This is a genomic window from Nostoc sp. TCL26-01, from assembly GCF_013393945.1.
Taxonomy (GTDB): Bacteria; Cyanobacteriota; Cyanobacteriia; order Cyanobacteriales; family Nostocaceae; genus Trichormus.
On record NZ_CP040297.1, the window covers coordinates 544,993 to 568,713 of the forward strand.

The following is a 23,721-nucleotide window of genomic DNA, read 5'->3' on the forward strand; positions in this document are numbered from 1 at the left end:
GTTGGGCGAGGATCGAAACCGGACTTACGTCTCGCTAGGCGCTTTCCGGCAAATTATTTTGAATTTTGAATTTTGAATTTTGAATTCCCAACAGGGGCTATTTCTGAAAGAACGGAGATGTCTACAGTTTCCCCGTCTTTTAAGGGTTTATCACTGCGAACAATATAACGCTCTCCTGGTTGCAAGCCAGAAAGAATCTCCACTTTGCCATCAGCTTTTTTCCCTAACGTCACTGCACGGGCGCTGACTTTTGGCTTGTCTTGTGCATCTTTGAGTACGTACAGCGTACCGTTTTGTCGTTCTGGTTGTTCTTGGGTGATGTTGGAAGATTGCTGGTTTCTTGCTTCTTGTTGAATGGCTGTTTGCGACACCACTACTCGCTGTGGGATTTGATTTTCAAAATTGACACTTGCTGTCAGTCCACTACCAATGTTGCCTTGGGCATTAGGAATCACTACTTCCACAGGTATTAAACGCGCTGTATCAGCAACTGGAGAAATGCGGGTAACTCTACCAATTAATTTTTGCTGGGGGAAAGCATCTAAGCGTACTTGCACAGATTGTCCGACTCGAATTTGTCCTACTTCTAATTCGGATACTTGCACAACAACTTTAATTCGGCTCAAGTCAGCAATTTTCAGAACTTCGCCGCCTACTTGTAAAAGATTACCTGGTTCTGTGACTTTTTCACTAATCACACCAGTGATAGGAGATACAAGACGAGTATATGATCTGCGTTCTTTGACTTGAGCAATCACGGCTTTTTGGGCAATTACTCTACCTTGGGCAGCTGAAACTGCTTGTTGTTCTGTCTTGACTTGTTGAATTGCTGCTTGTAGTGCTTGGACTGCGGTTTTGGCTTCAGTATTGGCTTGTTGAGCAGTTTGTTCAGCGATCGCCCCTTCTTTCAATAATTGCTGTTGGCGTTTAGAATCAGCTTGGGCTTGTATCACCTCTAATCTTGCTCGTTCGACTTGGGTGCGGGCATTACTGACTTGATTTGTCGCCCTGGCTACTTCTGATTGTAAGGCTGCTAGTTCAGCTTCAGCTTGTTGTAACTCTGTTGACAACAGGGTATCGTCTAACTGTCCGACGTTTTGCCCTTGTGTCACACTATCCCCGACATCTAAATTTAAAGATAATAATCTCGCTTCTACTTGCGATCGCAGTGATACAGTCCGAAATGATGTTGTCGTACCTGTGTACTCTCGTTGTTTCTCTAGTTTACCTGTACGGGCGATCGCTACATCCACATCTGTTGGGCCTCCCTGTTCTCCACCTCTTCGTTGCTGAGATTGGGCTTCGGCTGTTTCTTTGGGTAAAGAACCGCAGCTTGTTGTTAGTACTCCCATACTTAACAGACAAGTCATAAATATGATGGATTTTGCTGATTTTTGCGGAGGAATTTTGCCAATTAACTCTGTTTTTGTCTTCATTAATTGGTATGCGGCTGGGTAGAGTTGCTGTTTCATGATTTTTTGTTATGGGTTTTAGTTTAAAATCATCTATCTCGCTTCTATCGGGAAGTTTTGCAATCACAGCCTTGTTTTTACCCAGCAATTCCGTACAGATTACTGGCTAAGTTTTCATCGATCTTTTGGTGTCAAAACGTACCAATTTTATTATCTCAAGTCAAAGCATTTTCTACAGCTACTGTTGGTAAATAGAAGCAGAATTTGTCCTCAAGATGGAAAAGATTGATTTGACGATGGTCAGTATAATTTTTTAGTTTAACTTAGATACTGTCTGAGTCAATTCATAGGCGGCATCTAACAATTTTTACTTTGATTAGATTTAAATACAAACATTTAGTTTGTCTAACTATTGTACATATAAAGTAACAAAAACACTAACTAGCTCACAGGGAATTTGCTGTATTCCTGAGAGATATTAAAAATTCTAAACATAAATTGCCTTTTGTCGCAATGTATTATATAGAAAGATGCAATATTTATTCCATTTAGGAGAGGACCATTACAAGTGACATCATCGCTAAAACTGGCACACACCGCCGACGAATTGCAAATCATGGAGTTTTTCCAGGAATCTGTTGGTCAGTGGCGTTCGGAAAGGCGTTACTATACTCTCCCTGATGGTGAAACTAAGGAAATGGAAAGTATCATTACTATCCGATTTTTACAATCAGGATGTGATGAGCTGCAAAAATTAGCCCAGATACATGAATTGCCACAGTCAGTGATTTTGACCTGTGGTGCAGAGGTTAACTGGTGTAGTACAGATGTGATTAACAACAGACATGAGTCCCAAGGTTCTACGCTATTTGGCGCTCTAGGAAACACATTGTACCGCGATCGCGGTTTTGCCACATCCAAACCAGTCACCGCTAAGTATCATTTTTCTAACTCAAAAACCCTATGTTTGCGTACAGAATACAATGGCTCAGTCTTTGAAGAAGAATTAAAACTCATTGGCAACAGATATCGTACCAGACAGACGATCATTTCTCGTGCTGGTGAACAGTTGATGATTGGTCAATATCTGGAAAAGAGAATTGAGTGAGTAGTCCAGAGATTGTAGGGGCGGGTTAAGTGAGATATTGGTGAATCATGTCAGCATATCTTTTAACCCGCCCCTACTGCTTGTGAGAAATGCGGGTAGCCTCTGTTGACTAAAAATATGTACTCAGCACTCGTTACTCTCTAAGCACTAGCAGACGAGTCAGATTGATTTAAGAAAGAACGCGCATTTAAAGAAAGCATGACGCGGGAAATGCCGGTGAATAAAACGCTAACACCAACAAGGGTTCCCAGTAACCAAGGTGCATCAAAAGGCCATTGAAACCAAATCATTGCACCTAACACTAAAGTAATGATGCCATCACCCAAAACCCAAGTCCAGTTTTGCTGAGGACGCAAACGAAACGCCAAAATTAACTCAAAGACACCTTCAGTCAATAAGAAGCTACCTAACAACAGAGTCAGAGTGAGAATCCCTGTTTTAGGGTAAATAAACAACATCACACCTGTTGCAATGTACAGTCCACTCAACAACAACTTCCACAGAAAACCGCCTTGTTGACGAGTTTGAGTTGCGTAGACTAACTTAGCAAATCCGGAAGAGATGAGAATTAAAGCAAACCAAGTTTCGGCAAAAATTGTGGAAACAACAGGTATAGCGATCGCCACAATCCCTAAAATAATTAACAGGACACCAATTACTAGTGATCCATTAATATTCTGATTAATGTCTTGAGAAACATTGCTTGTCATAAAATTTTCCCTATCTCTTAGTGAACCTAAGATTAGACTAGGAAATTTTCGTAATTCTCGGTATAACCCTAAGATATACGCCATGTAGCGCAGTTTTACCGATGACACCTTGAACTCAGCAACGTGTGGAAGTGTGATATACATATAAAATTGCCACGATTAAGCTTATGATGAGCGTAAATCAGCAACGGGTAGAGTCAGGAATTTCATATGCCGGATGTGCGCTTTGATAAATACTACCGTTACGCAGAACTGACAGAAATTCTCCACAGCTACGCACAGGAATTTCCCCAGTTCATCAAAATAGAAAGTATCGGCAAGAGTTACGAAGGTCGAGATATCTGGTTATTAACTGTCACTAATTTTGCCACAGGTGCAGACCAAGAAAAACCAGCCCTGTGGATTGATGGTAATATACACGCTCTGGAAATAGCACCATCGAGTGTTTGCTTATATTTTTTGCAAACATTAGTCACAGCCTATGGAACTAATTCAGATGTTACCCGTTGTTTAGATACCCGTGTCTATTATATTTGCCCCCGCGTTAACCCTGATGGCGCAGAGTTGGCGTTGTCAGATAGACCTAAGTTTATTCGTTCCTCTACCCGTCCCTATCCCTACGATGAAGAACCCAACGATGGCTTAGTCATGGAAGATATAGATGGTGATGGACGAATTTTACTGATGCGTATCCCCGATGCAAATGGGGCATGGAAAATTTGCCCTACAGAACCTCGGTTGATGGTGCGTCGTGAACCCACAGAAACTGGTGGTGAATATTACAGGTTACTAGCAGAAGGGCGGTTAGAAAATTACGACGGTGTGCAGATAAAAGTTCAGCCCCCCAAAGAAGGGTTAGATTTGAACCGCAATTTTCCAGCTTTATGGCGACAAGAATTTCAACAACCAGGGGCTGGGGATTATCCCACATCTGAATCAGAAGTGCGATCGCTAGTCCATTTCCTGACTAATCATCCTAACATCACTGGTGCAATTACTTTTCACACCTTTAGCGGCGTTCTCATCCGTCCTTATACTGATAAAAGTGATGATGAATTTCCGGTTAATGATCTGCGTACCTATCAAAAAATTGGTGACAAAGGTACAGAAATTACAGGCTACCCAGCCATATCAGCCTTTCACGAATTCCGCTATGATCCCAAAGACTTTATCACTGGGACATTTGACGATTGGGCTTATGAATACCAAGGTTTATTTGCTTGGACTGTAGAAGTTTGGAGTCCCCAACGTCAAGCCGGAATTACTGATTATAAATATACTGACTGGCAACGAGAACACCCTTTAGAAGATGATTTAAAATTACTCCGTTGGAATGATCAACAATTAGCAGGTAAAGGTTATGTAGATTGGTATCCCTTTGACCATCCCCAACTTGGTAAAATCGAAATCGGTGGCTGGGATACCATGTATGCTTGGTCAAATCCACCGTCAGAGTTTTTAGAAAAGGAACTATCCCGCTTTCCTGAATGGTTAATCTGGCATTTATTAATATCTCCTCGGTTGGAAATTTATCAAGCCAGTGTGCATCAGTTAGGAGACAGTTTATATCGAGTCCAGCTAGTTGTGCAGAACACAGGTTGGCTACCCAGCCACATTACCCAAAAAGCTTTAGAGAAAAAATTAGTCCGGGGTTGTATTTGTGAGATTGCACTACCACCTGGCGCAACCTTAGAACAAGGTAAGCAACAAGAAGAATTAGGTCAATTAGCAGGACGGAATTACAAACCCTCAGCCCCCACGAGAAGACAAAGTGATCCCACCAGCGATCGCCTTAAAGTAGAATGGATTGTTAGAGCGATCGCTGGTAGTAAAGTTAAGTTATCAGCTCGTCATGAACGTGCCGGTGTAGTGCGTACTGAGTTGACATTATGATCACTCATCACTCACAACTAACTCCGCTTGAGTGCTAAAGTCAACCCATCACCAATAGGAACCAGAGACAGCGTTACTCGTTCGTCGTTGTATAACTTTTGATTTAAAGTCCGGATAGCTTGAGTACTTTCATCCTGAATGCTAGAGTCAGCCACCCGTCCCGACCATAAAACATTATCAATGGCAATCAAACCACCAGGACGGATTAATTTCAATGCTTGTTCATAATAGCCTTCGTAATTTTCCTTATCTGCATCGATGAAGGCAAAATCAAAAGTTCCCGCTTGTCCGTCTGCCAAGAGTGCATCCAACGTTACCAAGCCTGGAGCTAAACGCAGGTCAATTTTATCAGCAACCCCAGCTTCTTGCCAATACCTGCGAGCGATCGCTGTAAATTCTTCACTCACATCGCAGGCGATAATTTTGCCATCAGCAGGTAAAGCCAAGGCTACAGACAGTGAACTATAACCAGTAAACACACCAATTTCTATGGTTTTCTTTGCCCCTAGTAATTGCACCAACAGCCTCATAAACTGCCCTTGTTCTGGGGAAATCTGCATTAAAGCCCGTGGATGGTTAGCAGTTTCCTGACGCAGTTTCCAGAGGATTTCTGGTTCACGAACAGAATTAGATAGCAGGTAGTCATACAGTGGTTGATCAAGGCCAATAGTCTGTGCTGACATAGTTAATGGGAAGATTGTAAGTATCTACGGCTATACTAACGCTGGAGAGATAATATAAATGACATGGTGCGGTTTATCTTAACAGCAGTTTTGCTGATACTATTATTAGGCTGTGGCAATATTGGCCTATTACCTACGGACAAGTTAGTGCAGAAAGCGATCGCACTCCAGCTAGAACAAACTCAACAGCAACTAAATCAACAGTTAGACTTAGATTTTCGCGGCTTTGAAATCAAACATCTCAAAGTTCGCCAAGAACAACCCTTAACAATTCAAAATTTACCAGCCTTCCGCGTCTTAGGAACGTACGATTTAACTTTTCAGCTACCCAAGAGACAGTTAACAAAACTGCAACAACCTTTTGAAGTTTACCTACAAATTCAACAAGAAGGTAAAACTTGGCGGTTGCTGCTTCCTGATAAAGCAATCAAAGATACTCAACCATCTTGGCGTAGCTATCTTATCCCATAACTATATATGTGCAACTCGTAAAAGCATCACAGCTTTTTCCGTATAAACACTAAATATAGTCATGATGAAAGTAATTCGGAATCTGATTTGATTGCTGAATAGACTTGTTTAGGTAGGTAACAGGCGACAGGTAACAGGTGACAGAAAAGAAGGAAATTAGAGGTGTAATGACTTTTTTGTGTAAGCACAGGCTACGCCAACAAAAATCAAATATGAGTCCTATATGTCAAATAAACATGGTGTAGTTAATCTTGCCTATTACCCATTACCCATTCCCTATTACCTGTTACCCTGCATTTCTCACAAAACGGTAGGGGCGGGTTAACGAGATATTCGTGAATGATTGAAGCATATTTGTGAACCCGCCCCTACAGCCTCTGGACTTCGGTTTTACCAATTTCGTGAGAAATTCGGGTTACCTATCACCTGTTACCTATCACCTGTTACCTATCACCTGTTACCTGTTACCTATTCCCTATTCCCTATTCCCTTAATTACTGGAGAAATATATGTATATCAACTTTTTTATTAGTTCTATTGTGGGAATTATTGTGACAGTGCTACTAGCTTTTAGTGTACTGCAATGGTTTCATGTACCTGCGGGTAACTTTCTCGATTGGGTGATTGGTGGTGCAAGTTTTTGGTGGTTGTTAGTAATTGTGACTGTACCGTGGAATATTCATTTTCAAGCCAAACAAGTTTTAGCAGAAGCAGCACAGTCGCAAGAAAAAGAGATTCCTGTAGATGCAAAACAAGTGCGTTACGTCCAAGGTTTAGCCAAGCGATCGCTTTGGGTAGCTTTAGGTTTACACTTGTTCTCAGCCATTGGTCTTTATACCTTAGCAGCCACTGGAATTAGTGCTGTTGGTTATATCAGTTCTGGTGCGGCTTTACTATTAACAATTCTGCGTCCAACAATTAGTGCTTATGAATATTTGTATTCACGGCTAACCATGATTAGTCAAGAATGGAAATACCCCCGTGAAGATATTGTTGAACTCCGCCATCGCTTCTTAGAAATAGAACAAAAAATGCAATCTTTAGAAGATCAATTAAACCCAGAGCAAGCTTATTCTCTACCAGCAACCCAACAACGCTTTGCTGAAGAAACCCGCAAAGAGTTAGCAAGAATTGCCGCTAATTTAGAAGAATTAAGAGCGACAAATCAAGCAGAACATGAAAGATTATCGAGAGAAGCCAGGAATGCGATCGCTCAACTTTCCACAGACGGACAATTTCTCGATCATGTACGAGAAATAATTCGCTTTTTCAAAACAGCTTAATAGTAGTTTAAAGAACTCGGAGCGAGTATATAGGAATCATATTGGATTTCTGTTGGTGTATTTGCCTCATCATAACTCTGGCATTTCCTGTTTGAGTGTGGTAGATATCTTTCAGGTCAAGAGCTACATACAGGTTTTCAGGGTACAAAAGGAGTGGTAACACAAATGGGGAAAGGAAGGTTAGAAGCTTTCAGCGATGGTGTACTCGCTATCATTATCACCATTATGGTGTTGGAGTTGAAAGTACCGCATGGGGATAATTTGGCTGTGTTACGTCCCCTGATTCCTGTATTTCTGAGTTATGTGTTGAGTTTTGTGTTTCTCGGCATTTATTGGAATAACCACCATCACCTGCTACAAGCAATCCGTCATGTTAATGGTCGCATCCTTTGGGCTAATCTACATCTGCTATTCTGGTTATCGCTAATTCCTTTCGTCACAGGTTGGATGGGGGAAAACCACTTTGCCGCCTTGCCAGTTGCACTGTATGGTGTGGTACTGCTGTTTGCTGCGGTTGCTTACTTTATTCTTAGTCTGACTCTGATTTCTCATCATGGTAAAGATTCTACTCTAGCCACTGCTCTTGGTAAAGACTTAAAAGCCAAAGCTTCGTTGGTGTTGTATGCTGTAGCCATTCCCCTAGCTTTTGCAAACGCTTGGCTAGCCTGTGTGCTGTACATTATAGTTGCTTTCATATGGCTTATCCCTGACTTAAGGATTGAGAAAATTCTCAGTCAATGATAGGCAATAGGCAATAGGCAATAGGCAATAGGCAATAGGCAATAGGCAATAGGCAATAGGCAATAGGCAATAGGCAATAGGCAATAGGCAATAGGCAATAGGCAATAGGCAATAGGCAATAGGCAATAGGCAATAGGCAATAGGCAATAGGCAATAGGCAATAGGCAATAGGCAATAGGCAATGAGAAATGTGGGATTAGTATTCATCCTCAAGCTTGTCAAAAAATTAATATAATGCTCATACTATGAGCATCTACCAATCTTCCCAAAAATCCCCAAAAAAAGATCGTTGGCGCAATAGTGACTGGCGATTATTCCTTCGTCTAGTTCCTTATGCCCGGCGTAGCAGTCAGCTGTTAATCGTGACAATGATACTGCTGTTACCTATTGCCCTATTTAATGCAGTACCCCCTCTGTTGATTGGACAGGCTGTCTCTCTCATTCGCAACGAATCGAGTACATACGAGTTCCTCCGCAACCGCCCGTTATCGCAAGGTTTACATATCATCGAGGGTTTATTACTCGTCATGATTGTTTTGCGGCTGGTTCTTACAGGTTTTCAGGGTTACTTACTGCAAAAGTTAGGACAGCAAATCACAGCTGCCATTCGCCAAGACTTATTTCATCATGTTACATCTCTAGCTGTCAGGTTTTTTGATCGCACACCTGTCGGTAAGTTAATTACTCGACTCACAAGTGATGTAGAAGTATTGGGAGATGTATTTTCTACTGGGGCGATTGGTATTATTGCTGATGTGTTTTCGATGGTGGTGATTGTTGGGTTAATGTTTTCGATCCAGTGGCAATTGGCTAGCTTGCTATTGTTGATGTTGTTACCGATTACTGGGTTAATTATTTACTTCCAACAACAGTACCGCAAAGCCAATTATAAGGCGCGGGAAGAACTATCAATGATCAATTCCCAACTGCAAGAAAATGTGCTGGGGATTAATGTCGTGCAGTTATTTCGCCGGGAAAAGTTTAACGCAGAGTTGTTTCGCACGACCAACCAACGCTACACTCACCAAGTAGATCAAACTATCTTTTATGATTCAGCTGTTTCTGCAACTTTAGAATGGATTGGACTGATTGCGATCGCTGGTGTTCTTGGTCTTGGTAGTTGGCTACTTTTGGGTAAAAATCTCACTTTTGGCACGTTATCGGCATTTATTTTATATGCTCAACGTTTATTTGACCCTTTACGAGATTTTGCGGAAAAATTCACCGTCATTCAAGCCGGATTTACAGCTATTGAACGTGTTAGCGATATTTTAGATGAACCAGTAGAAATTAGCGATCGCGCTAATTCTCGGTTCTCCATATTTGATGCTAAATTCGGTTACATTGACGAAATTGTCGCTGATTTGGAGTCTCAAGATACCGATACACCACAATTAGGAGAAATCCGGTTTGAACACGTCTGGTTTGCTTACAAAGACGATGATTACGTCATCAAAGACTTAGATTTTGTCATTCATCCCGGTGAAAAAATCGCCTTAGTCGGGCCGACAGGCGCAGGTAAAAGTTCCATCATCCGCTTGTTATGTCGTCTCTACGAACCCACCCAAGGACGGATTTTAGTCGATGGTGTCGATATCCGAGATTTGCCCCAAGCCGAACTACGCCGTTATCTAGCAGTAATTTTACAAGAAGGTTTCTTATTTGCTGGTAATGTCAAAAGTAATATTACCTTGGGTGATTACTATCCTTTTGAAGAAATTCAAGCAGCTGCCGAAAGAACTAACATTGCCGAGTTTATCGAACAATTACCTTTAGGTTATGATACTCAATTGCGGGAACGTGGGACAAATCTTTCTAGTGGACAAAAGCAACTTTTAGCCTTTGCTCGTGCAGCTATTCGCAATCCCCAAATATTAGTTTTAGATGAAGCTACAGCTAGTCTAGATGTGGGTACGGAAGCTTTAGTTCAAGAAGCTTTAAACGAATTGTTAATCGGCAGAACAGCGATTATTATTGCTCACCGCTTATCTACAATTCGTAATGTAGATCGGATATTTGTGTTAAAACGTGGTGAATTAATCGAACAAGGTAGCCATCAGGAATTATTAAGTTCCGGAGGACTTTATTCTACATTACACAACTTACAAATGTTAGGAACTTAAGAGGGTGTTTGCAAAGTCTAATTTATCGAGGAAGGCAGGAGGCAGAGGGCAGGAGGCAGGAGGAAATCAGAAATTGCTCGCCCTGCTTATGACCCCGGCGCTTTGGATGTATTTGTTTCAGTTTTTAGCACACCACAAGGGGAGAAAGTTGATGTGTTATTGCAACAATTAACTTGTCCTTTATTGTTGTTATGGGGAGAAGCTGATCCTTGGATAAATGCTAGAGAACGTTCTCAAAAGTTTCGACTATATTATCCTGAACTGACAGAACATTTTCTCAATGCTGGTCATTGTCCCCATGATGAAGTTCCAGAACAGGTAAACTCACTTTTACGACATTGGTATTGTCATATCTTGCACCTAGCCCTGGCGATTAGAAATCGCGGCTATACAAACAAAGTCCGCCTAAGCGGACTAATACAAAATCAAGGTTTTCAACCCGCGCAGGCGGGTTTTGCCTGTGTAGCCGCGACTTCCAGTCGCCTGGTGCAAGATATCAGTATTGTCAAGAATTAGGGGTGTAAAGATGTAGAGGAAATTAATTAGTCAAAAAGCTTGATTTTGCTGGGTTAATCGCAGTGAAACACAACCTACTCATCCACTACCGTAGTTCCACGTAAGTATGCTATATCAGAAATAAGAGTGAGAATACAGCTAATTAATGGAGCTTTAGGAACGGTTTTGGATGACAGACACCAAAAGAATTTTGTTTTTGACTGCTGAACCTACTGAGACTGCTAGACTGCGGTTAGGACAAGAGTTCCGCGAAATTAAAGAAAAGCTACGACTAGCTAACCACCGAGAAAAATTTCAGCTAGAGGACGCATTTTCTGCGCGTCCTGGAGATATCAGTCAAGAATTACTGAGATTTGCACCTCATATTGTCCATTTTTCGGGACATGGTGGAAGTACAGGTAAGCTGTGCTTTGAGGATGGGTTGGGTAATGTTCAGCCTGTCACACCGCAAGCCTTAGCTGCATTGTTTAGATTAGTAGCCGATCAAGTCGAGTGTGTGGTTCTGAATGCTTGTTATTCCGATATTCAAGCCGAAGCTATTGTCCAGCATATCCCATTTGTGATCGGGATGAATACTGCCATTGGGGATCAAGCAGCGATCGCATTTTCTGTGGGTTTTTACAAAGCACTAGGCGCGAATCGTTCATATGAAGAAGCTTTTAAATTTGGGTGTGTAGAGATTCAACTAGAAGGTATTCCCGAAGAACTAACCCCAGTTCTCCGTCGAAAGAGAGTCAAGTCATCTCCTGATAATTTTTATGTAGAACGTCCTAGCATTGAACACAGATGTTATGGAGAAATTCAAAAACCAGGCGCTCTCATTAGAATTAAAGCCCCTGATAAAATGGGTAAAACCTCTCTGATGAATAGGATTCTGAGCTATGCAAGAGATGAGAAGAATTATCAAACCGTAACTTTGAATTGCAGTGATTTAATCAATCGCCAAACAGCAATTGATATGAAGATATTTCTGCGATCGTTCTGTAATAATGTTAGTCAAAAGTTAGGGTTAAACAATCAGGTAAATGAGCGTTGGCAAGATAACTTGACTTCTATGAGTAATAGCATAGATTACTTTCAGAAATACCTGTTACCAAATACTTCTAATAATTTAGTATTAGCTCTAAATAACGTCGATTTAATTTTTGAACAAAACGAAATTTCTCAAGATTTTTGTAGCCTGCTGCGGAATTTTTATGATATGGCAAGGCGTGGCAATCCAAATAGTAGAATTTGGGAAAAACTGCGGTTGATAATTGTTCATTCAACAGAATTTTATGCTTCACTAGAGATTCATAGCTCACCTCTTGCTGGCGTGGGATTGGTAGTTGATTTACCAGAATTTGAGCCGGAACAAGTGCAAAGTTTAGTCAATTTATATGAGCTACAGTATAACCCTAATCAAATTGCTCAACTCATGGCTATGCTGGGAGGACATCCTCATCTGTTACAAACAGGTATTAATAATATTAAGTTAAACAATAAGACTATTGAGCAATTTTTACAAGAAGCACCCACCCTAGCTGGAGCATTCAATCATCATCTACAAGAACTATTAAAAACACTCGAAAATAATTTGGAGTTAAAAACAGCATTTATTCAGGTTATATCGGCAGATGAAAACAATCCGGTTAAATTACGTCCGAAAATTGCTATGTTGTTACAACGTTTAGGATTGGTCAAGTTTGACGGTAACTTTGTTAAACCGCGTTGTAAATTATATCGATTATTCTTCCGGGAATTTCTCTAGTAATTATTTACATAATAGAATAAATCATGAATCAAGCAGAAAGATATTATCAAGTAGGCGGAACGTTAAAACCTGATGATCCTAGTTATATAGAGCGACAAGCTGATAAAGACCTTTATGAGAAACTAAAAGCTGGAAATTACTGCTATGTGTTTAACTCTAGACAAATGGGAAAGTCTAGTTTGCAAGTCCGAATCAGTCAAAAATTAGCAGAAGAAGGCTTTAGATGTGTAATCATCAGCCTAGATAGATTTGGCACTAGAGGAGTAACTCAAGCGCAATGGTATAACACTCTGATTAGAAATTTGGCAGATACATTCGATTTACAGGCAGAACAACTATCAGCTTTGACTCCATTGCATAGATTGAGTAATTTTATTGAAAATAAATTACTCTCAGAAGTTGCTCAAAATATTGTAATTTTCATAGATGAAATAGATACAGTTCTCAGTTTAGACTTTCCCACTGGTGATTTTTTTGCATTTATTCGTTCTTGCTATAATCAACGTCCTATTAACCCAATTTATGAACGAATTACTTTTGTATTGCTAGGAGTAGCCACACCTTCGCAATTGATTCAAGATACCCAACGCACACCCTTTAATATTGGTGAAGCAATTCAATTAAATGGTTTTTCATTACAAGAAGCTCGACCATTAATTCAAGGGTTAGAAAGTAAAGTCAATAACCCGATAATTGCCGCCTATATTCTTAGAGAAGTACTGAAATGGACTAATGGTCAACCATTCCTCACACAAAAAATATTCAAAATTATTGCAGATGATGAAAATAAGATTCCTAGTGATGAAACTTTAATATCTAAGTGGATAGAAGGATTAGTAAAATTAAGAATAATCGAAAATTGGGAATATCAAGACGAACCACAACATCTCAGAACTATTCACTACAGAATTATTAATAGTAAAGAAAATCTAGTTAAGCTGCTTAAATTATATCTAAAAATTTTGCAAAAAAAAGAAGTATTAGTCGATGATAGTTTAGAGCAAGGTGAATTACTTTTGTCTGGGTTGCTAGAAGAAAGAAATGGCAAGTTAAAGGTTTACAATCGAATTTATGAATCAGTATTTGATGCTAATTGGGTTGAGCAAATGCTTGCAGATACGCGACCCTATGAAGAACAGTTACTGAAATGGTTATCATCTAATCGTCAAGATAAATCCTCGCTATTGCAAGGTGAGCAATTACAAAAAGCAATTGCATGGTGCGATGGTAAAATTCTGAATATTGAAGATTATCAGTTTATTAATGCTAGTCAAGAATTAGAAGTAAGCAATCTGAAAACTAAGATACAAAAAAAAGAACGTTTTCAACGCCTACTTGCAGGAGTAACTGTCAGTATGATGATTATTGCTGGAGTGAGTGTATTTCAATTACAAAAAACAATTCAATCAGAGTGGTTGCGTGTACCATATATTTTAGACCCAGAACTTTTTAGTCAGGGAGAAAAGTCTTTCTTTTTAGGTGATGAAATTTATTATCAAAATAAAGGAATTGAAGCTTTTAACAAACATGATTATTCAAAAGCAATAGAGTTTTTTAAAAAATCTAAAGATATAGACCGCAGTGATCCTGAAGTAGCAATTTATTACAATAATTCTTTAGCCTACAAACAGGGAAATCCAGTAACCGTAGCTGTAGTTGTACCTATGTATGCGAGAAGAGCATCTGCCATTTCAATATTGAGAGGAGTCGCTCTAGCCCAGAATGAGTTTAATCAGAAAAGTGGGTTTAAAAGTAGACTTTTGAATGTCAGAATAGCCAATGATAGTAATAATCCAGGACAAGCTAAAAAGGTTGCTAAAGAGTTAATTAAAGACTCAAATGTATTAGCAGTAATTGGTCACAATGCTAGCCAAGCTAGTTACTCTGCACTTAAGCAATATCAAAATAATAATTTGGCAATGATAGCTCCTACTAGCGCCAGTACGGAATTACAAGGTAAAGGTTTTTTCAGGACGATACTCTCTACTAAAGTTGCTGCTAAATACTTAGCCGATTATGCTATCAATGATAATATAAAGAAAGTTGTTATTTACTATAATGAAGATGCTTATAGTAGAGATATCAAAAAAAATTTTAAAGCCTCCTTTGAAAAACAAGGTGGAAAAGTTCAATTACCTATAATAGATTTGGAAGATTCACAACACAACGCTGCCTTAGAATTTTATCGCAGTCTAGTTAATGAAAATACTCCGGATGCAGTTGTTTTTTTTCCAATGACAAACTTAGTTTCTACTGTGATTGACATTGTTAGTGAGAAAAGAAAGGTCAATCTAAAATTCAAAAGCAAGTTAAATTTAAAATTGTTGGGAGGCGGAACTCTCTATACTTCAGATACTCTAAAACAAGCGAAAGAAGGTGTTGAAGGTTTAATATTGACAGTTCCTTGGTTTCCTGAAGAGAAAAATTCAAAAAAATTTGCAGAGCAAGCTTGCAAGAGATGGGAAGATAAAATTGACTGGGGAACAGCTTCTAGTTATGATGCTACTCAGGCTTTTATTGCAGCTATATCACAGTCTCAAAATCTCTCTCGAAAGGATGTAATTGAAAAGTTAGAATCCATTAAGCTACCAGCTGAGAAAACTTCAGGTGAGCCACTCCAATTCAGCAATGGTGAACGGAAAGATGCTAAACCAGTTTTAGTCCAAGTAGTTGAAGGTAAGAGCAAAGAGTGTGGAAGTATGGAGGCGGGAGGATTTCATTTTGAGCAAGTGGAAGAAAATCAGTAGGAATTATAGTCGAAGTTAGGTTTTGTCATTTTTTGGATTTCAAAATGCGATCGCCTACAATCAGTATAAGTAGCTAAAATCATCGCCTTTATACTTCATCCTCGCTCACCTGAAAATCTACCAGCAATTCATCTACACTTTCTGGAAAATTTCCTCGTTCTACCATTTTCGTAAACACTTGGTAGCAGTCATTTTTAGCCCTCTCTTTGCGCGGAAAACCTAACCATAAAATAGCGATCGCTTTTAACTGTTCTGTATCAAAAGCTCTAAAAAACAATCGATATCGTTCTGGTAAACCCATCTTTTTTACCCGTCCATAGCGTTTTAATGCACCCGTTAAGGCAAAATGACTAGCAAATGGATCGGTAGGAATCTTAGTTTCAATTGCAATAGTAATTGCTGCAAATAACTTTACTGTCGCATGGGTTTTGTATTCAGCTGCTGATAATTGCTCTCGCAAATGAGAAACGCGCTCAAATAATTCTTGATATTGAGTTCCAAATAGTTGTGGATGAAAATAAATTTCCCAACCATTACTGACAAACTTCGCCATCTGCTAGCAACTCATCGTCTAATTCTACGCCTGCTGTCAGTTTATGAGCAGCCTCAGACATTTCAGTTGTATAAGGTTGCAGTGTATTATTTTTTAACGCTTCTGTAATGGCAAAATCCAGAAATAGGCGCATTAATACTGAATCTTCTGAGTCTTTATCATCACTCTGTTTTGGTACAATTCGCAAAATTGCCGTGTCTGGTGCTAAGACTTCTATCCAACCATCTGCATTGGCAAACTGAGGATATTCTCGATAAAACTCAGACGGTAGCCTAAACCCCGCACTGTTACCAATTTTTGTACTACGAATGCTATATGAGTTACTCATTCGACAAAACCTAATTCTGCCATGTAAGGACTGTACTAGCTATTTTCTTGTATGCGCCGTCTATCCTCAATTATTTGCTGCAACTTTCCTGCTTCCTCAACTGTATAAAAGGTCTGATTTGGTTCAGATGTAATTTTATCCATCAAGGCGTGAAAAGCTTCAGTATCGTTGCGATTTTTTAAAAGATAAGCTTTTAAATCGGACTTACTCATTGCCGCAAAGTTGGGTTTTGTCATTCTTCGTATCTCCATTTGCCATCGCATGTAATTAAGATACCCGTTTCTTCCCCAGCAAGAATGTAAACGTTGCCAGTACGTTCATCGATTCGGACTATAAAAATCGGCAAAAATAAACTTGTAATACGTTGACAAAGGATAAAACACGTTGTTTTCTGCTCTGAAGTAGGATAAACCGGGATTTTCATTGGAATTGTGAACTGTTATGCTTTTCTGGAGAATAATTGAAATTGCATAATTTGTCCTAATTAATGAAAACTTGCTGATATTAACTATTTTATTTTAGCTTGAGGACATTCCTGGTATAGCCTGACGACTATACCAGGAGCGAATGTCACTAGGTTAGGTGAGATGTTGGAAATAAGCGTCTAGCGCTTCCTTGACTAACTCAGTCATTGATCTACCTTGGCTTGTGGCTGTGGTTTTGACTTTGTTGTACAAGTCATCATGCAAACTGACGCGATACCGGGCTTTGCGAGACTTGGTTGCTAATGTAGGCTCTTCTGGCTCTACCGTTAGAGTCACTGGTTCTGGCTGGTATTGAGCGACAAATTCACGGATGGCATCAAACCCAAGGCGATCGCAAAAATCTCCAAAGCTTTCTTGTGGCTTGCGAGATTGTTTGAAAAAGACGAAAATCGGCTCTAAAAAGCTTTCTATGTCTTTATCAGGCAATTTTTCCACGTAAGGCTGTGCCAAGCGTGTCTGATCTGGCGAACCACCCAACCACACTTGATAACTTTCCGGCGCACTACCCACAAAACCTAATTCTGCCATGTAAGGACGAGCGCAACCATTAGGGCATCCCGTCATCCTTACCACAAAATGTTCATTTTGTAAACCAACTTTATCTAACAGAGTGCGAATCCTGGCTAAAATACCGGGTATGGCTCGTTCTGATTCGGTGATAGCTAAACCGCAGGTAGGTAAAGCTGGGCAAGCCATCGCATAGCGTTCTAGCGGCTCAATTTTACCAGGGTCAGTAACAATCCCACAACGGTCAAGAATTTCTTGAATCGCTGATTTTTGTGCTGGGGCAATTTCGTAGAAAATCAGGTTTTGGTGGGGTGTGAGGCGGATGGGTAGGTTAAATTGCTCGACAATTTCCCGTAAGGCTGTTTTCAGTTGGAAAGTGCCTTCATCTTTTACCCGACCGTTGTCAATGGAAATACCCAAGAATAAATTACCATCACCTTGTTCATGCCAACCCAGAAAATCTTCATATTTAAATTCTGGTAGGGGTTGGAAAGGAGCAAGGGGTTTACCAAAATACTCTTCCACTTTGGCGCGGAACTTATCCACACCCCAATCATTAATTAAATATTTTAACCGGGCATGACGACGATCGCTGCGATCGCCATAATCTCGCTGAGTTGCCACAATCGCTTTGACAGCATCATACACATCATCCTTGGCTACATAACCAATAGGGTCTGCTACTCTAGCGAAGGTTTCTTCTTTGTTGTGTGTGCGTCCTAAACCACCACCAGCAAAGATGTTAAATCCTTGCAAATTATCTTGTTCATCGGTGATGACGACTAAAGTCAAGTCTTGGGAATATAAATCAATGGAATTATCCCCCGGTACAGTCACACTCACCTTGAACTTGCGAGGCATATAGTGAGTGCCGTAGAGAGGTTCTTCTGTGTCGTGAACGATTGTTCCGTTACCGTTACGTTCTCTAGCCGCTTTTACCTCTGGACTTTCTTCTGCACTAATGGCTTTTTCCCCATCCAGCCAGATTTCGTAATAAGCACCAGTTTGGGGTGAGAGTAAGTCAGCGATATTTTGGGCATATTCCCAAGCGTACTGATAATCAGCCCGGTTTTTCAAGGGGACTGGTGGAGCCATGACATTACGATTGATGTCACCGCAAGCGCCCAAAGTGGAACCCAGATTTTGAATGATAGAAGCGATCGCCGCTTTGAGATTTTTCTTTAAAATCCCATGTAATTGAAAACCTTGGCGAGTAGTCGCACGTAGGGTATGGTTGCCATATTCATCAGCTAGCTTGTCTAGAGCTAAATATAGCTGCGGCGGCACTAAACCACCCGGATTTTTTGTCCGCAGCATAAACTGGTAATCTTTCTCCTGTCCCTTGACACGATTATCGCGGTTATCTTGCTGATAAGAACCGTGAAACTTGAGGATTTGGATTGCATCTTCACTAAAATGAGTCGTATCCTCAAGGATTTGCGTTGCTACAGGTTCACGTAAAAAATTACTGTTTTCTTTAATTCCTTCAACTTTGGAAGGCTTACGGCTAGCGATCGGGGGAGGAGCAGATTTAACCATCAGAGTTCTATAATTATTCTCAATAAGGCATCGGTCATCGCCGAAACAGCAAATTCCCAGCATTTTTCCAGCCGAGACTTTCCCGGTAATCCGGTCGGGAATATGAATAATACCTCAATTTTAACACGCCGAAAAGCCGGCTTAGTCAGTGATCTTACACTTACCATTAAACCAGCTTTTTGTTATTAGTGCTGAGTGAGGGAGTGAGGGAGTGAGAGAGTGAGGGAGTGAGGGAGTGAGTTAAGAAGTTTTTCTCCTCTGCTCCTCTGCTCCTCCGCCCCTCTGCCCCTCTGCCCCTCTGCTCCCCCACACCCCCACAACCTATTAAAACCGATAGCCAATACCACCATTAATGCTGACTGCTGAGGCTGGGCTATTTTGGTAAGCACTGAGTCCAACTTTGGCGTTGGTGTAAATCAAGAAATTATTGGCAACTTCGGATTCAATTCCTGCACCTACTACTACAGCATCTCTATTACCGATGGGAGTGGGTGAGCCATTTTTTTCGACAAAGGAATAACCACCTGTGAGGAAAGCGTTAGTTCCTTTAGCAATTGGCACATCTACAGAAACTTCAGGAATGATTGCCGTGGTCTGATCATTCCATAGAACGTTACCACGTGCGGAAAATGGTGTGTTACCCAGTTTTACACGGCCTGTGAGGTTCCCACCCAAGTTAGCCGCATCATTGTTCTCTCCACCATTAGTGACACCTGCGGCTAAACCAGCACCAACATAACTGGCGTTAGTACCTTTTTTAGTTTCCGCAGATGCTTGACCAGGATTGAGTAAAATAGGCGCAATTAACAAGGAAGACAATGCAGAGATTGTCATCAAAGACTTGAGTATATTTTTCATAATCTCGAAAAAATTTGTTGTTTTTGCTTTTACATTCCTAGTCGAAAACTGTATCAAAAAGTTCCAAAGTTTTTGGGAAATTTATCTAAATAATTGTTGTGATTGGTGTTAAGTATTTGCGTGGTTCATCAGTTGATGAGATCCCCGACTTCTTTGAGAGGTCGGGGATCTTAACCCCAGAGATTATTGCGCTACTTATACCTTGCCGTCTAGCTTTTTATATAAACATATACACTTTTTGAACTGGCACAAAACCAAAAAAAATTTCTAATATATGCGGCAAATAAAAATACTAACGTAAGAATTCAGCACCCAGGAGTCAGAAGTCAGAATTAATCAGGTTTAGGAATATTAGCTTACTCATCAAATATGAGAATTTGAACTATTCTGACTCCTGTATTCTGAGGGATATATCCTTACATAACATACTAACTAAGTGTTATTTTGTTCGCTTATTCGATATGTATCAACTATAGGACGAGTATTTGATGATGGAAAAAATTCAGAATAAATCGACGAACTTCTTACCTATTGCCTATTGCCTATTGCCTATTGCCTGTAACAACTATGGCAACACGCTCTCTCAGAAATATATAAAGTAGATTTTTAATCATCTACATGGAGATTAGAGAATGCTAACCGCCCCAAAAACGTTATCTGGGTTGATGGGTTTGTGTGTCGGTGATGCGTTGGGTGTACCTGTAGAGTTTACTAGCCGCACCGAACTAGTTAAATCTCCGGTGACAAAAATGCTGGGCTATGGCACATGGAATCAACCACCAGGAACTTGGTCTGATGACAGTTCCTTAACATTTTGCTTGGCAGAAAGTTTATGTAGAGGCTATTCTTTGGATGCGATCGCTAATTCTTTTTGGCGCTGGTACAAGGATGCTTACTGGACTCCCCGTGGTGAAATATTTGGCATTGGCGAAAGTACTCATGCTGTAATTATGCGTTTGAAACAAGGCATTTCGCCTCTACAGGCTGGAGGAACCAGCGAAATGAGCAATGGCAACGGTTCTTTGATGAGAATTTTGCCAATGGCTTTTTGTTATAAAAATTTAACTTTTTGGGAGTTGATGCGGCGAGTGCATGAAGTTTCTTGTATCACTCACGCTCATCCACGCGCTCAAATGGCTTGCGGCATTTACATTAATATTGCAGTGGCAATTCTTCAGGGTGCTGATCTGCCGACAGCCTATTTACAAGGACTAAGAAATAGCCAAAAAATTTATGCTGCTGATGAGTATGGTTCAGAACAGCCGCATTTTGCCAGAATTTTCAGTGGTGAAATTGCCCAATTACCAATGGCAGAAATTAATTCTGGTGGTTATGTAATTGACACCCTAGAAGCGTCCCTCTGGTGTTTGTTAAACACTTCCTCTTATGCTGAAGCCGTACTCAAAGCGGTTAACTTAGGCGGGCATACAGATACAACTGCGGGGGTAACTGGAGGGTTGGCAGGTATTTACTATGGAGTAGAATGTATTCCCCAACAATGGGTCAAGCAAATTGCTCGTAGACAAGACATTATTAACCTAGCTAACCGTTTAGCGGCAGCTGTTTTGGATTAGTCAATGGTCATTAGTCAATGGTCATTAGTCATTAGTCAATGGTCATTAGCATTTCTTCTTCTCCCCTGCACCCCAAATCAGTTACCAGTTATCAGTTATCAGTTATCAGTTAATAAACGTTCACTTTTTACTGTTCACTGTTCACTGTTTACACCCCTCACTCCCTCACTCCCTCACTCCCTCACTCATGACTCAGCACTCAGCACTCATGACTCACTACTCTAAGGACACGGCAATGCCGTGTCTCTAGTGCTAAACCATAGACAAAGAGTAGACTTGACCATCAATTAATAGGCGGGTGATGCCTTTGGCTTGGAGATGGGTACGGGCTTTGTGGAGCATTTTGCTGTCGGGGACTTTAATCACGCGATCGCGCTTGGTAGAAAAGCGTTTAGCAACGCGGTGATTGTCAAACACTGGGAGTGTTCTTTGCTGAGTTTCGATGCTGGGGATTTGCCCTAAATCACCAAAGTCTTTGAGTGGTCTGGTAATTAGCTCTGAGGAGCGATCGATGACCAAATAACAGGTTTTGGGCAAAGAGGCTACAGACAAGGGGAGAACTTGAACTGATACGTCGCCAAATCTCCTTCTGGTAACTAGAGGTCTGGCTTCCTCTAAGTCCTCATCGTCGTCCTCATAGTCTTCTTCGTCTAAATCTTCGTCTAAGTCATCATCTAAATCGTCTAAATCGTCAGATTCATCGAGTAAATCTTCACCCAACATTTGGGCGATCGCATTCACTTGAGAATTTTGATCCTCTAATAAGGGATCGGGAATACTAGAGATTTTCGGTGATTTGACAACAGGAATTTCTAATTGCCGAGCGATCGGTTCATTAGCTTCGTCTTCTGTTAAAGAACGCCGCCGCACTTTTCTAATCTCTGAGGTTGGTTGTTCTACTTCCTCTGGCAAAGATGTCGGCTTGATGACTCGCCGCGCCTTTTTAATCACAGGGGTGGGTTGTTCTTCCTCCTCTGGCAAAGATGTCGGCTTGGGTACTTGCCGCGCCTTTTTGATCAAAGGTGTGGGCTGTTCTGCTTCCTCTGGTAAAGATGTCGGCTTGATGACTCGCCGCGCCTTTTTGATTAAAGGTGTGGGTTGTTCTTCCTCCTCTGGCAAAGACGTTGGTTTAGCTACTTGCCGCGCCTTTTTAATCGCCGGAGTTGGCTTTTTATCCTCTGGCAGAACTTCTGGCTGTGCTATGAGCTGCGGTAGCTCAACCTTCCCACGACTGGGAATAGCAACCTCTGGTTCTGGTTGACTCAAAAAAGGAACTTGGTCATAACTTACCTGCGCCCTGCCTTCGGGAGTTCTGGCTGCCCGTTTTAAGGAAACGAGGTATTCATACTCATCTTCTGCCAAGGTACTCTTTAGCAGGCGGCTAATGGTGGAGTTACTCACGTCATAGCGCTCTGCTAAAGTTGAGGTTGTTTCAGCAGTTTCTCGATATAGCTTGAGAATTTCTTGTTTGTCAGAATTTGTTAGTTTTCTCACGGTAGATACCAATCTTTTCTATGCTCGTTTTCGTCCGCGCTCCCGCCGAGTCCGGCTTAATGATGCGTCATATTCTAGGGCAGCACCCATACCAAATAACACTCCACTAAACACCCAAAACACTTCTAATATCTCTCCACTTTGATAATTGGGACCCTGGGCGTATTTAAACCACATATCTGCAATGTAAAGCGAAAAGGCGGCCGCTGCAATCATTCTCCAGGATTGGGCTACTCTTCCTCCCCAAAAAGCTAATAAAAGGGTGGTAGCGATAATTAATAGTAGTACATCGCTAACTATGTAAAACCAGTTCAAAATTGTGACTAATAATTCTTCTTGGCCTGTTGCTTGCTGCATAGAAATCCACCATGCCAACAAACTACCAAAGAATCCAATGGCTAAAACAATCAGCCATTGCCATTTTTCTAAATTGATTCGTCTAGCAGCCACAGCTAAAATCATGCCTATACCCAGAGATATGTATGCTAGTACAAAAAACACGTCGCCAATCGACACATCCGGTTCTTCTTTTAAAACTATTTCTGTATAACCAAAAAATATCCCTCCCAGGAAATAAGAAAGCATACCTATGGCGATCGCCAGCCACACGTTTCGACTGCTGACAATTTGTGGACTGCGCCAATTTCGCAAGCATAAAATCCCGGCGTTGAGGTAGGCTAAGGCTTCAAAAATATTTGTACCAAGCACATACCACTCAGCCCGACTTTCTGCACCATTCGGCCCTGGGACTTTGGCGCTGAACAACAAAAAGTATAGCAGTGCTAGTACAGCCCAGCCAATGTTAACTAAAACAATGTTTTGGCTGGTGAACAAAGATTTGGCAATTTGAGACGAATTCTTGTAGGAACTATTCATAGGGATTGAATGCACTCTGGCAATTTTTGGATGTGCAAGAACTTGTAAATACACAATTATCAGCAAA

20 protein-coding genes and 1 pseudogene are annotated in these 23,721 nt (G+C 40.8%); 10 read left to right on the forward strand and 11 right to left on the reverse strand.

What is annotated here, in order from left to right; translation table 11 throughout:
- Positions 1 to 53: 53 nt before the first annotated feature.
- Positions 54 to 1,472 (reverse strand): efflux RND transporter periplasmic adaptor subunit, encoded by a 1,419-nt coding sequence (locus FD725_RS02255; protein WP_179046616.1) that lies wholly within the window; start codon positions 1,470 to 1,472, stop codon positions 54 to 56.
- A 508-nt stretch (positions 1,473 to 1,980) separates the two neighbouring features.
- On the opposite strand from FD725_RS02255, the gene FD725_RS02260 reads away from it, so the two are divergent.
- Positions 1,981 to 2,520: a phycobiliprotein lyase gene (locus tag FD725_RS02260; RefSeq protein WP_179046617.1), complete on the forward strand. Its 540-nt coding sequence runs from the start codon at positions 1,981 to 1,983 to the stop codon at positions 2,518 to 2,520.
- A gap of 140 nt (positions 2,521 to 2,660) precedes the next feature.
- Here the strand turns inward: FD725_RS02260 and FD725_RS02265 are convergent, their stop codons facing one another.
- Positions 2,661 to 3,230 carry an HdeD family acid-resistance protein gene (locus FD725_RS02265; RefSeq protein WP_179051388.1) on the reverse strand — a complete coding sequence of 190 codons (570 nt, stop codon included), beginning with the start codon at positions 3,228 to 3,230 and terminating at the stop codon, positions 2,661 to 2,663.
- Positions 3,231 to 3,440: 210 nt separating this feature from the next.
- On the opposite strand from FD725_RS02265, the gene FD725_RS02270 reads away from it, so the two are divergent.
- Entirely contained in the window at positions 3,441 to 5,123 is a 1,683-nt protein-coding gene (locus FD725_RS02270; protein ID WP_179046618.1) for a M14 family metallopeptidase, read from the forward strand.
- 17 nt (positions 5,124 to 5,140) lie between these two features.
- Here the strand turns inward: FD725_RS02270 and FD725_RS02275 are convergent, their stop codons facing one another.
- The gene (locus FD725_RS02275; RefSeq protein ID WP_179046619.1) at positions 5,141 to 5,806 is read right to left on the reverse strand and encodes a class I SAM-dependent methyltransferase; all 666 of its coding nucleotides are present in this window, start codon (positions 5,804 to 5,806) and stop codon (positions 5,141 to 5,143) included.
- A gap of 63 nt (positions 5,807 to 5,869) precedes the next feature.
- Between FD725_RS02275 and FD725_RS02280 the strand changes: the two genes are divergently transcribed.
- The 7 genes and pseudogenes from FD725_RS02280 (at position 5,870) to FD725_RS02310 (ending at position 15,440) form a co-directional block, all read left to right on the forward strand.
- A complete protein-coding gene (locus tag FD725_RS02280; protein ID WP_179046620.1) occupies positions 5,870 to 6,277 on the forward strand; it encodes a hypothetical protein in 408 nt (135 codons plus the stop codon).
- Between the two features lie 509 nt (positions 6,278 to 6,786).
- Positions 6,787 to 7,560 carry a hypothetical protein gene (locus FD725_RS02285; RefSeq protein WP_179046621.1) on the forward strand — a complete coding sequence of 258 codons (774 nt, stop codon included), beginning with the start codon at positions 6,787 to 6,789 and terminating at the stop codon, positions 7,558 to 7,560.
- 165 nt (positions 7,561 to 7,725) lie between these two features.
- Positions 7,726 to 8,301 carry a TMEM175 family protein gene (locus FD725_RS02290; protein ID WP_179046622.1) on the forward strand — a complete coding sequence of 192 codons (576 nt, stop codon included), beginning with the start codon at positions 7,726 to 7,728 and terminating at the stop codon, positions 8,299 to 8,301.
- A gap of 245 nt (positions 8,302 to 8,546) precedes the next feature.
- Positions 8,547 to 10,424 (forward strand): ABC transporter ATP-binding protein, encoded by a 1,878-nt coding sequence (locus FD725_RS02295; RefSeq protein WP_179046623.1) that lies wholly within the window; start codon positions 8,547 to 8,549, stop codon positions 10,422 to 10,424.
- Positions 10,425 to 10,493: 69 nt separating this feature from the next.
- Positions 10,494 to 10,778: pseudogene (locus tag FD725_RS02300) on the forward strand (alpha/beta hydrolase); the annotation flags it as partial.
- Between the two features lie 331 nt (positions 10,779 to 11,109).
- Complete coding sequence (locus FD725_RS02305; RefSeq protein ID WP_179046624.1) at positions 11,110 to 12,690, forward strand: AAA-like domain-containing protein; 1,581 nt, start codon at positions 11,110 to 11,112, stop codon at positions 12,688 to 12,690.
- A gap of 26 nt (positions 12,691 to 12,716) precedes the next feature.
- Complete coding sequence (locus FD725_RS02310; protein WP_179046625.1) at positions 12,717 to 15,440, forward strand: ABC transporter substrate-binding protein; 2,724 nt, start codon at positions 12,717 to 12,719, stop codon at positions 15,438 to 15,440.
- Positions 15,441 to 15,528: 88 nt separating this feature from the next.
- Here the strand turns inward: FD725_RS02310 and FD725_RS02315 are convergent, their stop codons facing one another.
- The 6 genes from FD725_RS02315 to FD725_RS02335 all read right to left on the reverse strand — a co-directional run bounded on the left by FD725_RS02315 (position 15,529) and on the right by FD725_RS02335 (position 19,710).
- A complete protein-coding gene (locus FD725_RS02315) occupies positions 15,529 to 15,993 on the reverse strand; it encodes a type II toxin-antitoxin system YhaV family toxin (protein ID WP_179046626.1) in 465 nt (154 codons plus the stop codon).
- The gene (locus FD725_RS02320) at positions 15,974 to 16,321 is read right to left on the reverse strand and encodes a hypothetical protein (RefSeq protein WP_179046627.1); all 348 of its coding nucleotides are present in this window, start codon (positions 16,319 to 16,321) and stop codon (positions 15,974 to 15,976) included. Before FD725_RS02320 ends, FD725_RS02315 begins: the two co-directional genes overlap by 20 nt.
- 35 nt (positions 16,322 to 16,356) lie before the next feature.
- Entirely contained in the window at positions 16,357 to 16,557 is a 201-nt protein-coding gene (locus tag FD725_RS02325; RefSeq protein ID WP_179046628.1) for a hypothetical protein, read from the reverse strand.
- Positions 16,554 to 16,745: a hypothetical protein gene (locus tag FD725_RS33050; RefSeq protein WP_372726702.1), complete on the reverse strand. Its 192-nt coding sequence runs from the start codon at positions 16,743 to 16,745 to the stop codon at positions 16,554 to 16,556. The genes FD725_RS02325 and FD725_RS33050 overlap by 4 nt, the downstream gene beginning before the upstream one ends.
- A gap of 154 nt (positions 16,746 to 16,899) precedes the next feature.
- Entirely contained in the window at positions 16,900 to 18,852 is a 1,953-nt protein-coding gene (gene sir, locus FD725_RS02330) for a sulfite reductase, ferredoxin dependent (RefSeq protein WP_179046629.1), read from the reverse strand.
- Positions 18,853 to 19,176: 324 nt separating this feature from the next.
- Positions 19,177 to 19,710 carry a hypothetical protein gene (locus FD725_RS02335; protein WP_179046630.1) on the reverse strand — a complete coding sequence of 178 codons (534 nt, stop codon included), beginning with the start codon at positions 19,708 to 19,710 and terminating at the stop codon, positions 19,177 to 19,179.
- 632 nt (positions 19,711 to 20,342) lie between these two features.
- Between FD725_RS02335 and FD725_RS02340 the strand changes: the two genes are divergently transcribed.
- Complete coding sequence (locus FD725_RS02340) at positions 20,343 to 21,284, forward strand: ADP-ribosylglycohydrolase family protein (protein ID WP_179046631.1); 942 nt, start codon at positions 20,343 to 20,345, stop codon at positions 21,282 to 21,284.
- A 252-nt stretch (positions 21,285 to 21,536) separates the two neighbouring features.
- Here the strand turns inward: FD725_RS02340 and FD725_RS02345 are convergent, their stop codons facing one another.
- Positions 21,537 to 22,778, reverse strand: a complete 1,242-nt coding sequence (locus tag FD725_RS02345) for a hypothetical protein (protein WP_179046632.1) — start codon at positions 22,776 to 22,778, stop codon at positions 21,537 to 21,539.
- An 18-nt stretch (positions 22,779 to 22,796) separates the two neighbouring features.
- Entirely contained in the window at positions 22,797 to 23,654 is an 858-nt protein-coding gene (locus FD725_RS02350) for a hypothetical protein (protein ID WP_179046633.1), read from the reverse strand.
- Between the last annotated feature and the right edge of the window lie 67 nt (positions 23,655 to 23,721).

What these genes read in the sequence shown, in the direction of transcription:
- FD725_RS02295 (WP_179046623.1), top strand. Translation starts at nt 8,547, where the DNA reads ATGAGCATCTACCAATCTTCCCAAAAATCCCCAAAAAAAGATCGTTGG.
- FD725_RS02290 (WP_179046622.1), top strand. Translation starts at nt 7,726, where the DNA reads ATGGGGAAAGGAAGGTTAGAAGCTTTCAGCGATGGTGTACTCGCTATC.
- FD725_RS02255 (WP_179046616.1), bottom strand. Translation starts at nt 1,472, where the DNA reads ATGAAACAGCAACTCTACCCAGCCGCATACCAATTAATGAAGACAAAA.
- FD725_RS02285 (WP_179046621.1), top strand. Translation starts at nt 6,787, where the DNA reads ATGTATATCAACTTTTTTATTAGTTCTATTGTGGGAATTATTGTGACA.
- FD725_RS33050 (WP_372726702.1), bottom strand. Translation starts at nt 16,745, where the DNA reads ATGAAAATCCCGGTTTATCCTACTTCAGAGCAGAAAACAACGTGTTTT.
- FD725_RS02280 (WP_179046620.1), top strand. Translation starts at nt 5,870, where the DNA reads ATGGTGCGGTTTATCTTAACAGCAGTTTTGCTGATACTATTATTAGGC.
- FD725_RS02310 (WP_179046625.1), top strand. Translation starts at nt 12,717, where the DNA reads ATGAATCAAGCAGAAAGATATTATCAAGTAGGCGGAACGTTAAAACCT.
- FD725_RS02275 (WP_179046619.1), bottom strand. Translation starts at nt 5,806, where the DNA reads ATGTCAGCACAGACTATTGGCCTTGATCAACCACTGTATGACTACCTG.
- FD725_RS02270 (WP_179046618.1), top strand. Translation starts at nt 3,441, where the DNA reads ATGCCGGATGTGCGCTTTGATAAATACTACCGTTACGCAGAACTGACA.
- FD725_RS02265 (WP_179051388.1), bottom strand. Translation starts at nt 3,230, where the DNA reads ATGACAAGCAATGTTTCTCAAGACATTAATCAGAATATTAATGGATCA.
- FD725_RS02315 (WP_179046626.1), bottom strand. Translation starts at nt 15,993, where the DNA reads ATGGCGAAGTTTGTCAGTAATGGTTGGGAAATTTATTTTCATCCACAA.
- FD725_RS02340 (WP_179046631.1), top strand. Translation starts at nt 20,343, where the DNA reads ATGCTAACCGCCCCAAAAACGTTATCTGGGTTGATGGGTTTGTGTGTC.
- FD725_RS02335 (WP_179046630.1), bottom strand. Translation starts at nt 19,710, where the DNA reads ATGAAAAATATACTCAAGTCTTTGATGACAATCTCTGCATTGTCTTCC.
- FD725_RS02350 (WP_179046633.1), bottom strand. Translation starts at nt 23,654, where the DNA reads ATGAATAGTTCCTACAAGAATTCGTCTCAAATTGCCAAATCTTTGTTC.
- FD725_RS02320 (WP_179046627.1), bottom strand. Translation starts at nt 16,321, where the DNA reads ATGAGTAACTCATATAGCATTCGTAGTACAAAAATTGGTAACAGTGCG.
- sir (WP_179046629.1), bottom strand. Translation starts at nt 18,852, where the DNA reads ATGGTTAAATCTGCTCCTCCCCCGATCGCTAGCCGTAAGCCTTCCAAA.
- FD725_RS02325 (WP_179046628.1), bottom strand. Translation starts at nt 16,557, where the DNA reads ATGACAAAACCCAACTTTGCGGCAATGAGTAAGTCCGATTTAAAAGCT.
- FD725_RS02305 (WP_179046624.1), top strand. Translation starts at nt 11,110, where the DNA reads ATGACAGACACCAAAAGAATTTTGTTTTTGACTGCTGAACCTACTGAG.